This window comes from Sulfitobacter profundi, assembly GCF_042661425.1.
Lineage (GTDB): Bacteria > Pseudomonadota > Alphaproteobacteria > Rhodobacterales > Rhodobacteraceae > Sulfitobacter > Sulfitobacter profundi.
This window is the reverse complement of the sequence record NZ_JBHSWA010000001.1, coordinates 293,319-306,443: the sequence shown is the minus strand read 5'-3', so window position 1 is coordinate 306,443 and position 13,125 is coordinate 293,319. Positions and strand designations below refer to the sequence as shown.

Annotated in this window: 9 protein-coding genes, 1 tRNA gene and 2 pseudogenes; 6 read left to right on the top strand and 6 right to left on the bottom strand. The window is 63.5% G+C overall.

Annotation, left to right across the window (positions count from 1 at the left end):
- Positions 1-15 precede the first annotated feature (15 nt).
- Entirely contained in the window at positions 16-3,432 is a 3,417-nt protein-coding gene (gene putA, locus ACFQAU_RS01635) for a bifunctional proline dehydrogenase/L-glutamate gamma-semialdehyde dehydrogenase PutA (RefSeq protein ID WP_132446156.1), read from the bottom strand.
- A 107-nt stretch (positions 3,433-3,539) separates the two neighbouring features.
- Between putA and ACFQAU_RS01630 the strand changes: the two genes are divergently transcribed.
- Both ACFQAU_RS01630 and ACFQAU_RS01625 read left to right on the top strand, forming a co-directional pair.
- Positions 3,540-4,016 carry an Lrp/AsnC family transcriptional regulator gene (locus ACFQAU_RS01630; RefSeq protein ID WP_067622609.1) on the top strand — a complete coding sequence of 159 codons (477 nt, stop codon included), beginning with the start codon at positions 3,540-3,542 and terminating at the stop codon, positions 4,014-4,016.
- Between the two features lie 62 nt (positions 4,017-4,078).
- A tRNA-Leu gene (locus tag ACFQAU_RS01625) sits at positions 4,079-4,165 on the top strand.
- A 14-nt stretch (positions 4,166-4,179) separates the two neighbouring features.
- On the opposite strand, the gene ACFQAU_RS01620 is transcribed toward ACFQAU_RS01625, so the two are convergent.
- Positions 4,180-5,358 carry a sensor histidine kinase gene (locus tag ACFQAU_RS01620; protein ID WP_386280088.1) on the bottom strand — a complete coding sequence of 393 codons (1,179 nt, stop codon included), beginning with the start codon at positions 5,356-5,358 and terminating at the stop codon, positions 4,180-4,182.
- Positions 5,325-5,717, bottom strand: coding sequence for an MHYT domain-containing protein (locus tag ACFQAU_RS01615; RefSeq protein WP_386280084.1), 393 nt, complete (start codon positions 5,715-5,717; stop codon positions 5,325-5,327). The genes ACFQAU_RS01620 and ACFQAU_RS01615 overlap by 34 nt, the downstream gene beginning before the upstream one ends.
- A 400-nt stretch (positions 5,718-6,117) precedes the next feature.
- On the opposite strand from ACFQAU_RS01615, the gene ACFQAU_RS01610 reads away from it, so the two are divergent.
- Positions 6,118-6,813, top strand: a complete 696-nt coding sequence (locus ACFQAU_RS01610; protein ID WP_386280079.1) for a PAS domain-containing protein — start codon at positions 6,118-6,120, stop codon at positions 6,811-6,813.
- Here ACFQAU_RS01610 and metG read toward each other — a convergent pair.
- Both metG and ACFQAU_RS01600 read right to left on the bottom strand, forming a co-directional pair.
- A pseudogene (gene metG, locus ACFQAU_RS01605) lies at positions 6,709-8,420 on the bottom strand (methionine--tRNA ligase). The gene ACFQAU_RS01610 and the pseudogene metG sit on opposite strands and share 105 nt — an antisense overlap.
- Before the next feature lie 71 nt (positions 8,421-8,491).
- Positions 8,492-9,714: pseudogene (locus ACFQAU_RS01600) on the bottom strand (MFS transporter).
- 154 nt (positions 9,715-9,868) lie between these two features.
- Here ACFQAU_RS01600 and ACFQAU_RS01595 point away from each other — a divergent pair.
- The 3 genes from ACFQAU_RS01595 (at position 9,869) to ACFQAU_RS01585 (ending at position 12,426) form a co-directional block, all read left to right on the top strand.
- The gene (locus ACFQAU_RS01595; protein WP_132446146.1) at positions 9,869-10,912 is read left to right on the top strand and encodes an aldo/keto reductase; all 1,044 of its coding nucleotides are present in this window, start codon (positions 9,869-9,871) and stop codon (positions 10,910-10,912) included.
- Positions 10,912-11,361 carry a lipocalin gene (locus ACFQAU_RS01590; protein ID WP_386280074.1) on the top strand — a complete coding sequence of 150 codons (450 nt, stop codon included), beginning with the start codon at positions 10,912-10,914 and terminating at the stop codon, positions 11,359-11,361. The genes ACFQAU_RS01595 and ACFQAU_RS01590 overlap by 1 nt, the downstream gene beginning before the upstream one ends.
- A 144-nt stretch (positions 11,362-11,505) precedes the next feature.
- Positions 11,506-12,426, top strand: coding sequence for a DMT family transporter (locus tag ACFQAU_RS01585; RefSeq protein WP_067915998.1), 921 nt, complete (start codon positions 11,506-11,508; stop codon positions 12,424-12,426).
- Here ACFQAU_RS01585 and ACFQAU_RS01580 read toward each other — a convergent pair.
- Positions 12,423-13,118, bottom strand: coding sequence for an NUDIX hydrolase (locus ACFQAU_RS01580; RefSeq protein ID WP_067627603.1), 696 nt, complete (start codon positions 13,116-13,118; stop codon positions 12,423-12,425). The two genes, ACFQAU_RS01585 and ACFQAU_RS01580, sit on opposite strands and share 4 nt — an antisense overlap.
- Between the last annotated feature and the right edge of the window lie 7 nt (positions 13,119-13,125).

Genomic DNA, 13,125 nt, shown 5'->3' with positions numbered 1-13,125 from the left:
CTCCGATTGTCTGCTTTAGGCCATCATGCCCAAGAGCTGTGCATTGCCGCCCGAGGCCGTGGTGTCAACACAGACATGCCGTTCGGCGCGGACGCGGGCGGTGTCGGGTTTGCCGCGCAAAAGCGGGATGATCGCGCCCTCGCGGGCCGCCAGTGCCTTCTCGATCTGCCGCGCCGTCGCATCCTCGCCCCACCAAAGCACGCCGCCATAGGCCGGGCCGGTGGTCAGCGCCTCAGGGTCGATCCGGCCAGAGGCCGTGACCGCAACACCGCCGAGCGCCCGCACGGCCTTGGCCTGCGCCTCTGCCGTTTCGGCGCCCGGTCCCATGCACAACAGTGCGGGGCGCGGCAGAGTCGACAGGCGGTTGCTCTCACCGGTCGGGCCGGGCATCGACTGGGTTTCCAGAACGGTCGGATGCTGGGCGGGCAGGGTGGGAAGCTTGGCCTCTGCGCTGTCCCAAGTGCCAGCGGCCTCCTGATGGTCAGGTGCCGAGAAACGTGGCAGATAGTTCGGCCCGCCCGCCTTTGGCCCCGTGCCCGAAAGCCCCTCGCCGCCGAAGGGCTGGCTGCCGACGATGGCGCCGATCTGGTTGCGGTTGACGTAGATGTTGCCCGCCTCGATCCGTTCCGAGACATGCTGCACCCGGTCGTCGATGCGGGTGTGCAGACCAAAGGTGAGCCCGTAGCCCGTGGCATTGATCGCGTCGATCACGGTGTCAAGTTCGTGGCTCTTGAAGGTCGCGACATGCAGCACGGGGCCGAAAATCTCGCGTTTCATCTCGCTGATGCTGCCCACCCGCAGGATCGCCGGGCCGACGAAAGTGCCGCCCTCGGGGGCCGTCATCTCGGCGATCAGCCGCCCCTCGGCGCGGGCCGCTTCGATATGATCCACGATTGTCTTGCGCGCCTGCGCGTCGATCACCGGGCCGACATCGGTCGACAGGTGCCACGGATCGCCCATGTTGAGCGCCTGCATGGCCCCCGTCAGCATGCGGATCAGGTCTTCGGCGATGTCCTCTTGCACATAGAGGCAGCGCACGGCGGAACAGCGTTGGCCGGCCGATTGGAAGGCGCTTTCGACGATGGCCTGCACGGCCTGCTCGGGCAGGGCGGTGCTGTCGACGATCATCGCGTTGAGGCCACCGGTCTCGGCAATCAATGGGGTGCCGGGGGCGCAGTGTTCGGCCATACTGGCGCGGATGCGCAGGGCAGTGGCCGTGGAGCCGGTGAAGGCCACGCCGTTCACACGGGCATCGCCGGTCAATGCCGCGCCGACCTTGCCGCCACCGGGCAGCAGTTGCAGGGCGGAACGCGGCACGCCGGCTTCGTGCAGCACTTCGACGGCGAGTTTGGCGATTAACGGCGTTTGTTCAGCCGGTTTGGCCAGTACGGCATTGCCAGCGGCCAGCGCCGCCGTGACCTGCCCGCAGAAGATCGCCAGCGGGAAGTTCCACGGGGAGATGCAGGTGAAGATGCCCGCGGGCGGCTCATTGGTGGCTTGGCCCGCGTAGTAGCGCAGGAAGTCCACCGCCTCGCGCAGTTCGGCCACGCAGTCGGGCATGCCTTTCCCGGCCTCACGGGCGAGGATGGCGAAGATCTCGCCGTAGCGGTCCTCCAACATGTCAGCGGCCCGCAAAAGCGTTGCGCGGCGTGAGTCGAGCGGGGCGTCCCAAAGCGCGGCAGTGTCCAGGGCCGTGGCGACATCGGCCTCAGATGCCGGTTGCACCGTGCCGGGGGAGGTTCCGCCAGTCGGGTTGGAAACCTCCTCTGCGGCTTCGGGCGCGGGGGTGCCTGCAAGGATTGGCGCAGTGTTCCATGTGGCATCGGCGAAGGGGGCGCGGGCCTCTTCGATGGCGGCAAGCGTCGGGGTGTGGGCCAGATCGAAACCCCGCGCATTGGCGCGTTGCGGCTGGAACACGTCCGGGCCTTTCGGGATCGTCGGCGCGCTGTCCTGCAACTGGTCAAACGGGTCGGCGGCCACCACTTCGGGCGGCACGTTTTCGTCAACGATCTGATTCACGAAGCTGGAGTTCGCGCCGTTCTCAAGCAAACGCCGCACCAGATAGGCCAGCAGGTCGCGGTGCGCGCCGACGGGGGCGTAGATGCGGCAGCGGGTGCCGTGTTTTTCCATCACGATGTCATGCAGGGTCTCGCCCATGCCGTGCAGGCGTTGGAACTCATAGGCCTCGGGGTCGTCGGCCATATGCAGCACGGCGGCAACGGTATGCGCGTTGTGGGTGGCGAACTGCGGATAGATGCGATCCGTCATGTTCAGCAGTTTGCGGGCGTTGGCGATATAGCTCACATCGGTCGCGGCCTTGCGGGTGAAGACCGGGAAGCCGTCGATGCCTTCGACCTGCGCCTGCTTGATCTCGGTGTCCCAATAGGCGCCCTTGACCAGACGGACCATGATGCGCCGATCGTGACGTTTGGCCATGTCATAAAGCGTGTCGAGCACCACGCCCGCGCGCGGGCCATAGGCCTGCACCACCACGCCGAAACCGTCCCAGCCTGCCAGCGCAGGCTCGGCCATCACCGTGTCGATCACTTCGAGCGAGAGCGCGAGGCGGTCGGCTTCTTCGGCGTCGATGTTCAGGCCCATGCCCGCGGATTTCGCCAAGAGCGCCAGCGCCCGCAGACGCGGCACTAGATCGCGCATCACCGCCTTTTCCTGCGCCAATTCATAGCGCGGGTGCAGGGCCGATAGCTTGACCGAGATGCCGGGGTTCTTGCGGATATCGTCATGGGTGCAGGCATCGGCAATGGCCGAGATCGCACGGGAATAGCTGAGGTGGTAGCGTTTGGCATCGGCCTCAGTCCGCGCCGCTTCGCCCAGCATGTCGTAGCTATAGGTGAAACCCTTTTTCTCCATCCCCTTCGCGCGTTTCATCGCGGCGTGGATGTCTTCGCCCAGAACGAACTGACGGCCCATCTCGCGCATGGCGCGGCTGACGGCGGTACGGATCACCGGCTCGCCCAGACGTTTGATCGCGGCGCGTAGGTGGCGCACCGGGCCGGGCTGGTCATCGTCGAGCACGCGGCCCGTCAGCATCAGCGCCCAAGTGGAGGCGTTCACCAAGCTGGAGGTCGAATGCCCCATGTGGCGCCCCCAGTCCGAGGGGGCGATCTTGTCTTCGATCAGCGCGTCGATGGTCTCGGCATCTGGGACCCGCAGCAGCGCCTCGGCGAGACACATCAGCGCCACGCCTTCGTCGGTGCTGAGACCGTATTCAGCGAGGAAGACTTCCATCATCCCCGGCGCGGAGGTGCCGCGAATGTCACGGACAAGACCCGCCGCATCGGCGGTGATCTGGGCGCGATCTTCGGCAGAAAGATTGGCCTGCGCCTTGAGCTCGGTCAGCAGCGCATCCGGGTCGGCATAGGTGCGCGCGTCAATGGTTTGGCGGAGGGCGGGGGCGTGATCGAGGGGCATGGCAAGCTCCAGTTGATGTTTGACCCAGAATACCTGATGATCGGCGGGATATTCGACTGAAGATAATACATACTTCAGTCGATCAAACTGAAGTATGGGGTAATCACATGGCAAATGAACTTTTCGATCTGGACCGGTTCGACAGCGCGATTCTATCGGTGCTGGCCGAGGATGGCCGCATCAGCATCACCGACCTTGCCCGCCGCATCGGCCTGTCGAAATCACCCACCCAAGCGCGCCTGCGCCGGTTGGAGGAAAGCGGCGTGATCCTCGGCTACCGCGCGCTTTTGGATCCGATCCGGCTGGGGCTCGACCATGTGGCCTTTGTCGAGGTCCGGTTGAACGACACGCGCGAGGCGGCGCTGAGGGCCTTCAACGTCGCCGTCGCCAAGGTGCCAGAGATCGAACAGGCCCATATGATCGCCAGCCATTTCGATTATCTGATCAAGATTCGCACGCGGAACATGTCGGAATATCGGCGCTTTCTGGGGGAGGTTATTTCGACCCTGCCGCATGTGGCCAGCACATCGACCTATGTGGCGATGGAGGCGGTGAAAGAAACCATGCTGGCCGATACGGCCTAAACCGTGGGCCGGGGCATTCCCCCATTTACACCGCCCACGTGATGCTTATTGTGCGCCCCGATGCGGGCGTGATGGAATGGTAGACATACCAGACTTAAAATCTGTTGGGGCGTAGCCCCGTGTGGGTTCGAGTCCCACCGCCCGCACCACCTTTTTCAAAGACTTAGCTTGCTTGGGCCAGCGTCGCAGGTTCCGCCATCTGCGTGGCGCCGGGGATGAAGACGGTAAAGATCGTGCCCTGGCCAAGGGTGCTTTTGACCGTGATGTCGCCGCCGTGCGCGAGCGCCAGTTTCTTGCAGATCGCCAACCCCAGACCTGTGCCGCCTTCGGCGCGGTCGTCGGCGTCTTCAATCTGGGTGAAGGCTTCGAAGATGCGGTCGAAGTCCTGCGCGGCGATGCCGACGCCGTTGTCTTCGACCTCAAAAACGAACCCGCCTGCATGCGGGCGGGCGCGTAGGTGGATGTCGCGCGCCTTGGAGAATTTCAGCGCATTGCCGACGATATGGCCGAGCAGCTGCAGGCTGCGGCGGCGGTCGGCGGTAACGGTGAGCGGGGGTGTCGATATGCAGCCTGGCCGTCTTGTCATGCGCCGCCCCATGGTGCTGCTCGACCACTTCCTCCAATAACATGCGCGTATCAAAGGGGTTTTGTCCAGCGCGAGGTCGTTCAACTCCATATTCGTGTAATCAAGGATGTCGTTGATAATGGTCAGCAATTGCCCGCCCGCAAATTTGATGCGCTGACCGTAGAGTTCCGCCTGATCGCCCATCTTGGTGAAATGCTCTGATGCCGGTTTCTCCTCCGGTTCGAGCTTGGCAAGGTTGTGACGCTTGAGTTCCGACAGGAAGCTGGCGTAGCCGATGACGATGGTCAGCGGGGTGCGCAATTCGTGGCTGAGCACGCTCATGAATTCCGATTTCGCGCGGCTGGCGCTTTCGGCGGCATCGCGGGCCTGACGCAGTTCCTCGACGCTTTCGTTGCGTGTCCGGTTTTCGACCACATAGCTGAAAAGCGCGGCCAGCGCGATGATGGCGGCGGTTCCGGCGATGATCAGCGCGATGAGCCGGTATTCGACAGGATTGGCATAGAGAGGCTGCGCGGCGAGCGGCGTCACCTGAAAGGCGGCCATCCCAGTGAAATGCAATAGGATAATGGCCAAGGCCAAAAGCCCGGTCATCCACAGCACGCTGCCCTTTCCCCCACGGCCGGCGGCGCCGAGCGCAAGGGTGGCGAGGGTCACCGCGATGATCACAGAGGCGGCCAGATAGCCCATGTCCCATTGGATGGTGCCCTGCACACGGTAGGCGATCATGCCGGTGTAATGCATGGCCGAGATTGCCAAGCCGAAGATCGTCCCCCCAAAACCGTGGCGCGGCGCGATTTTAACAGACCCGCGATGACGACACCCAAGATCGATCCAACGATGGCGATGATCAGGGACAGGAAAGTCAGGGAGAAATGGAAGGTTGCTGGCGCGTCGAGCTGATAGGCAAGGATCGCGATGAAATGGGTGCACCAGATCGTGACCCCGGCGGTCATCGCGGTCAAATAGCACCAGATCATTGCCTGTGCGCGCGGCTGCTCAAGCACATGCTGATAAAGCCGCGACACCACCCAGCTGCCAAAGATACAAAGCAGCGCCGCCAGCAGCACGAGCCCGAGGTCGTGATCATGATGAATACTGTGGGCGACCCGGAACATCTTAATCCTATCAAATACTAAGATTTAGTTAATTGCTGGCCGAATAAGGCCAAAATAAGGCCCCCGCAAGTTCACACTATGCTGCAGTTTTAACTCGCTCTTAAGGGCAGGGCGCTAAACCTCAGCCATGATCGGTATTGCGGCGAGATGAGGAAAAGGCGGGGGTATGGTAGAATTAAACGAGCGGGTGAAACCGTCTAAACCATTGCGGCGATTTGTTTTTCGCTTGTTTCGCCATGTCGGGCAGCTGATGGGGCGGGCGCGGCAGCGTCGTGCGTTTGGGCGAGGAAGGCAGTGCGAAAACAGGCTGGTTTTCCGCAAGGACTTAACTGGTTCAGAGGGACCGCTTACCTTAGGGCAATTCCCGCTTATCTCCATCGTTTTCGCGGCAGAGCGGCGCATGTTTAGGCACAATCACGATGGCGTCGCAGGCGGGGCGGCGCCCAAGGCGCGGCGCTGCGGCGGGCTTTTCCCCACTTTCTGTCACGCGGCGCTGACGGGGGCTGAAGGGGCGCGCATCCTTTCCAACGTCAACGTCGATATGGCTGAGATCGAAGTGGACTTTGCGCCGGACGGGCGCGTCCGCCACGCGAATGAGGCGGCCTGCGGCGTCACCTACGGGCTGGGGGATTGTCTGAACGGACAGCATATCTACGATCTTTTTGGCCCAAGGCTTTGCGATGGGGCTGAGATCGGCAAACTTTGGACGCAGGTCCTGCGGGGGCAGTGTCCGCAGGGGCGTTTTCAGATGCACCCGGGAGAGGACACAGCCCGGATCGTCGACGGACAGTTCAGCGCGGCGCGCGGCCCTGATGGGCGGGTTCAAACCATCCGGTTTCGGGGCGTGGAAGCCGCGGCGAACGATGTGGGACCGGTGCGCGCGTTGGGGAAGGGGCTTCGCGGCGCGCCATGGGCAGCTAGCCGCGAATGCCCATCAGCGCATAAAGAAACAGCGGCGACTTACGCGGCGCCGCTGATCCGTCGGTTTCTATCAATCCCGCTTGCCGGCGAAGCGTTCGGCCCAGCTTTCGCGGTCCTCATCGCTGATCTTGGCAAAAAGCACCTCGGGCACGTCAAAGCCATGACCGGGGGCTAGTTTGCCCAAGGCCGCTGGCACATTATCGGGCCAAGGCATGTCTTCGACCTTCATCGCCTCGAGCATCGAGGCCGAAGCCGCAGGGATGAATGGGGCCGATAGCACCGCATAGAGCGGGATCAGGTTCAGCGCCAGCCGCACCTGTGCCGCCGCTTTGTCGGGGTCGGTCTTGAAGGTGGTCCAGGGCGCTTGGGCCTGCAGGTATTCGTTGCCAGCCGCCCAGATGCCGCGCAGTTCGGCGGCGGATTTACGGACTTCCATCGCCTCCATCAGCGCCTCGTAACGCGCGACGCGGGCGGTGATGTCTTCGATCAAGGCGTGCTCCGCCGCACCGTATTCCCCGGCCTCCGGCACGGCTTCGCCGAATTTGGAGCGGCAGAATTTGGTGATGCGGCTGACGAAGTTGCCCAGCACGTCTGCCAAATCTTTGTTCACCGACGCTTGGAAGTTTTCCCATGTGAATTCGGCATCCGAAGTCTCGGGTGCGTGGCTGAGCAGCCACCAGCGCCAATAATCCGCGGGCAGGATCTCCAACGCCTGATCCATAAAGACCCCGCGCCCGCGCGAGGTGGAGAACTGGCCGCCGTCGTAATTCAAGTAGTTGAAGGATTTGATGTAATCCACCAGCTTCCACGGCTCGCCCGAGCCCTTGATCGTGGCCGGAAAGCTGAGCGTGTGGAAGGGCACGTTGTCCTTGCCCATGAACTGGGTATAGCGCACGTCGTCTGCGCCCTTGTCGGTGCGCCACCAGCTTTCCCAGTCAGAGCCTTTGCCCGTATCGACCCATTCCTGCGCGCAGGCGATATATTCGATCGGCGCGTCGAACCAGACGTAAAAGACCTTGCCCTCCATGCCCGGCCAATCCTGATCGCCGCGCTTCACCGGAACGCCCCAGCTAAGGTCGCGGGTGATGCCACGGTCTTGCAGACCATCGCCGTCATGAAGCCATTTCTTGGCGATGGAGGTGGTCAGCACGGGCCAATCGGTCTTGGAATTGATCCAGTCGTCCAGCTCGTCCTTCAGCTTGCTCTGCCGCAGGAACAGATGCTTGGTCTCGCGCATTTCCAGATCGGTCGCGCCTGAAATGGTGGAGCGCGGATTGATCAGGTCTTCGGGGTCGAGCTGCTTGGTGCAGTTGTCGCATTGATCGCCGCGCGCGTCCTCGAACCCGCAGTTGGGGCAGGTGCCTTCGACATAGCGATCCGGCAGGAAGCGGCCATCAGTGGGGAGTAAATCTGGCGCTGCGAAACTTCTTCGATCAGCCCCTGATCCGCCAGCGCGCCCGCGAAATGCTGGGTCAGCTTGCGGTTTTGCGGGCTGGAAGAACGGCCAAAGTGGTCGAACGACAGGCCAAAGCCTTCGGCGATGCGGGCCTGTGTTTCATACATCTCGGCGCAGTATTCCTCGACCGGTTTGCCCGCTTTGGCGGCGGCGAGTTCGGCAGGGGTGCCGTGTTCGTCGGTGGCGCAGAGGAACAGAACATCCTGCCCCCGGCCACGCTGGTAGCGCGCATAGAGGTCCGCAGGCAGTTGGCTGCCCACAAGGTTACCCAGATGTTTGATCCCGTTAATATAGGGGATGGCGGAGGTGATGAGGTGGCGTGTCATATCAATATTCCCGGTGCTTGGCGCAGCCTTATCGCAAGGGCTGCGCTGTTGCCAGCAAAAGACGGGATCGGCTAGTCGCGGTCTCGGGTGCGGCCCAGCAAGCGCCCGATAAGAAAGGTGGTCCGGGGGCATAGACATAGGGCGTACGCTCTGCGCGCGTGGGCCGGGCGCGCATCCGGGCAAGGCCAAAGACCACCAGCACCCCATGGGCCGCCGCGATCATCGCGAACAACGCCGATGCACCGAAACCGTCGATCAGCACAGAGGCAAGGTAGGGCGCGCCGATGGCGCCCACGGCGAAAAAGAACATCAAGGCGGCAGACAGTTCGACACGCTCGTCAGAGCTTGCGAAATCATGGGCATGGGCGGCAGAGACGGAATAGATCGGGAATGTCGTGGCCCCAAAGAGCCCTGCCGAAAGCATGATCCCCGCCGTGCCATAGCCCGCGCCCATCATCGTGACAGCGCAGCCACCCATCGCCGCGACCGACAGCCAGATCAACACCCAGCGGCGGTCGTATTTGTCGGCGAGAATCCCCATCGGATATTGCGCCAGCGCCCCGCCGAGCACGAAAGCGGCAAGGAACCAAGCGATCTGTGGGGCGCTAAGACCCACTTCTTGCCCGTAGATCGGCCCGACCATCCGGAACGACGCGCTTGAGACCGCCGCCACCACGACACCCGCCGCCGCCAAAGGCGAACGGTCAAAGGCAAGGCGCGGGCGCAGCCTTGGTTGGTTGGGCGTCTCTGGCGGGCGGACTTTGGTCAGCGTCAGGGGCAAAAGTGCGGCACAGCAGCCGATGGCGAGCAGATTATACGAGACATATGACGCCGGGGCGAGCACGCCGACGATCAACTGCGCGGCGAGCGAACCGCTCATGTCGACCACCCGGTAAACCCCCATGGTGCGCCCGCGCGTCTCATTGGTGACCTTGGCCTGCATCCACGCCTCGATCACCGTATAGCACCCGGCGACGCACATGCCCGACGCCACCCGCATCAGGCCCCATGCGTAAGGATCCACCACCATCATATGCGCCATCAACCCGATTGACCCGGCGGCGGTGAAGGCGGCAAAGGCGCGGCTGTGGCCGACGCTGCCCATCAGCCGCGGGGCCCACCAGCAGCCGATGAAAAACCCCAGAAAATGCGCCGAGCCGAGCATACCGATTTCCTGACGGCTAAACCCAAGCTGCACGCCAGAAAGCACATCAATTGGCCCCACACCCCCGGTGGAGAGTTGCAAAAGGATGACCGAGAAAAACAGGGCGGCGAAGGAAATGAGCAGGCGCATGAGGGCACATTGCGTCCATTGCTGCCCGAACGGAAGCGCGAATGCGCCGGGTCCGCATTTTTGCCGGGGCCGTGAGATTGGCGCTTGGCAATTGCCCTTGCGAAGGCCGGGCAGGCGGCTAGGTTGCGGGCAAATCACAAGCGAGGACCACAAGATGAAGATGAACAAGCTCGGCTCAAGCGATATCGAGGTCTCGCATTTCTGTCTGGGCTCCATGACATGGGGCACCCAGAACACCGCCGAAGAGGGCCACGCGCAAATCGACCGCGCGCTCGACGCCGGGATCAACTTCATCGACACGGCCGAGATGTACCCCGTAAACCCGATCAGCGCCGAGACTATTGGCCGGACGGAAGAGATCACCGGCCAGTGGTTTGCCCGCGACAAGCGCCGCGATGAGGTGGTCTTGGCCAGCAAACATTCCGGCGAGGGGATGCAACACGCCCGCGATGGTGCGCCGATTTCATCCGACACGATCCCCGGTGCCATCGAAGGGTCGCTGAAGCGGTTGCAGACGGATTACATCGACCTTTACCAATTTCACTGGCCGAACCGGGGCAGCTATATGTTCCGCAAGAACTGGACCTTTGACCCCTCAAGTCAGAACCGGGCCGAGACCATCACCCATATGGAAGACGCCCTCGGCGCGCTGCAGCGCGAGGTTGAGCGGGGCACGATCCGCGCCTTTGGTCTGAGCAACGAAAGCGCATGGGGGCTGACCCAATGGGCCGCCGTGGCCGAGCGCACGGGCGGGCCGCGCCCGATCTCGGTGCAGAACGAATATTCGCTGATGTGCCGTTTGGCCGATACCGATGTGTCGGAAACATGTGTGAACGAACAGATCGACATGCTGTCTTTCTCACCCCTCGCCGCAGGGCTGCTGACCGGGAAATATCAGGATGGCAAAGTGCCCGCTGGATCGCGTCTGTCGCTGAACGAAGACCTGGGCGGCCGCGTCACACCCCGCGCCTTTGAGGCCGTTGCCGCCTACCTTGATGTGGCGCAGAAACACGGGATCGACCCGGTGCAGATGGCGCTGGCATGGTGCGCGACGCGGCCCTTCATGGGCTCGGTGATCTTTGGCGCGACCAGCCTTGAGCAGCTTGATGTGGCGCTCGGCGGGTCCGACCTGACCCTGAGCGATGAGGTGATGGCCGACCTTGATGCGGCGCATAAATCCCATCCGATGCCCTATTGATGGGCCGTTTCGCATCTTCTGGGGCGCGCCGTGTCGTTGTGCTAGTGTTGCTCGGCGCACTGGCCGCCTGCAACCGCAGCGCACCGCCGCCCGCGCAGACCGGCTTTCGCAATGCCGAGGCGCTGATCGGGGCCACCAGCCGCTATGACGCGGCGCGGTTTGGCGGTGATTGGCAGGTCCGGGCGGCCTTTGCCAATGATGCCAATCTGCGCGCGGTGACCTTCGCACCGCAGGGGCCAACGCTGATCGAGCACCGCCAAGTCTGTCATGCTGCTGGAGCTTGCACCGACCGCCGTGATCTCTGGGCGCTGAGCGAAGAGGGCCCGGCGCGCTATACCATGCGCGCCGCCGTGGGTGGGGCCGAGCGCGCCTTCTGGGTGCTTTGGGTCGATGAAGGCTTCCGCACCGCCGTCATCGGCAGCCCCGAGGGGGTACGGCTGGATCCTTGACCGTCAGGCGACAGGCGGCGAAGACCGGATCACCGCGGCGCAAGAGATTTTGGATTTCAACGGCTACAACCTCAGCGCGCTGCAAATGAGGCGCTGACCACGACGGCGCTGGCACTGCCGCCCGGCTTCGGCCTATAGGCTGTTATGGACAGTATTTTCGCGCCCGATCTGTGGGTCCTCGTCACCCTTGCCGCCGCCACGTTTCAAACCGGGCGCTTCATGCTGCAAAAGCATTTGGCGACCGATACGCTGTCGGCGGGCGGGGCGACGTTTTCGCGGTTTCTCTACTCCGCGCCCTTCATCGCGCTGCTGTTGCCGCTCTATCTGGGCCTTAGCGGGCAGGCGCTGCCCGCGCTAGGGCCGGGGTTCTGGCTGTACGGTGCGATGGGCGGCACGGCGCAGATCATGGCGACGGTCTGTGTGGTGCTGCTGTTCAAGCAACGCAATTTTGCCGTCGGCATCACCTTTAAGAAGACCGAAGTGATCCAGACCGTGCTGATGGGCTGGATCGTGCTGGGCGAAGGTGTGTCGGGCGCGGGGTTTTCCGCCATTGCGCTTGGCGTGGTGGGGCTGCTGCTTCTGTCCGGCGGGGCCGAGGCCAAGGGGCTGCGGTTGGCCGATCTGCGCAACCGCGCGGCGGGGCTGGGGATCGCTTCGGGGTTTTTGTTCGCCATTTCGGCGGTCTGCTATCGCGGCGCGTCGCTGGCCGTGGTCTCTGACGATCCGCTGCTACGCGCGGGCGTGACGCTGGCGGCGGTGGTGCTGATGCAGACGCTGATCATGGCCGTTTGGCTGCGCCTGCGCGAGCCGGGGCAGATGCGCCGGGTTTGGGCGGCGCGGCGGGTGGCGGTCTGGATTGGACTGACCTCGATGGGTGGCTCGCTGTGCTGGTTCATCGCCTTCACCCTGCAAAACGCGGCCTATGTGAAGGCTTTGGGGCAGGTGGAGTTGATGCTGAGCATCGCCGCCTCAACTCTGTTTTTCCGCGAAAGGATCTCGCGCCGGGAATGGGCGGGGATGGCCGTGCTGGCGCTGTCGATCCTGGCGCTGGTGCTGGCGACTTAGCCCGTCATCGGGCGGCCATGCAGACGCAGGAACAGGCTCTCTTCGTCGTTGTTTTTGAAAAACGGGACCGAGGCGGGCGGATTGGTATCGCGCGCGCGGGCGGCGACTTCGGCGAGCACGACCTCGGTGATGAAGGGCATGTCAAACGACCGCGCCCGGCTGAGCGGCACCCATTGCAGATGCGAAAGCTCATCACAGGCGGCGTCGAAATCATCGGGGTCACTGGCGATGTCTTCGGCGTCGACCAAAAAGAACCGCGCATCAAAGCGGCGCGGACGGCCCGGAGGTGTCAGCGCGCGAAACACGAATTGCAGGGCAGAGGCGTCGGGCAAGTGCCCCGTAGCGGCAAAGGTCTGCCAATCGGCGGGCACGTCGCCCTCCCACGCGCCCTTGCGGCCCAGCACCAGACCGGTCTCCTCCCACAACTCACGAATGGCGGCGACGGCGATGGCATGGGCCAAGGACGGTTCGGCGTCATCGCAAAGCCTGCCGTGACAGAGCGCGTTCACCGGCGCGGCCAGCGGCACCTGCGCATCGGTCGCATCGACTGCACCGCCGGGAAAAACGAATTTATTGGGCATGAATGCCGCCTTGGCCCCGCGCTGCCCCATCAGGATATGCGGGGTCACATGGCGGTCGCGCAGCACGATCACCGTGGCGGCGTTGCGGATTTTGGTCTTGTCGATGGTCATGCGGCGA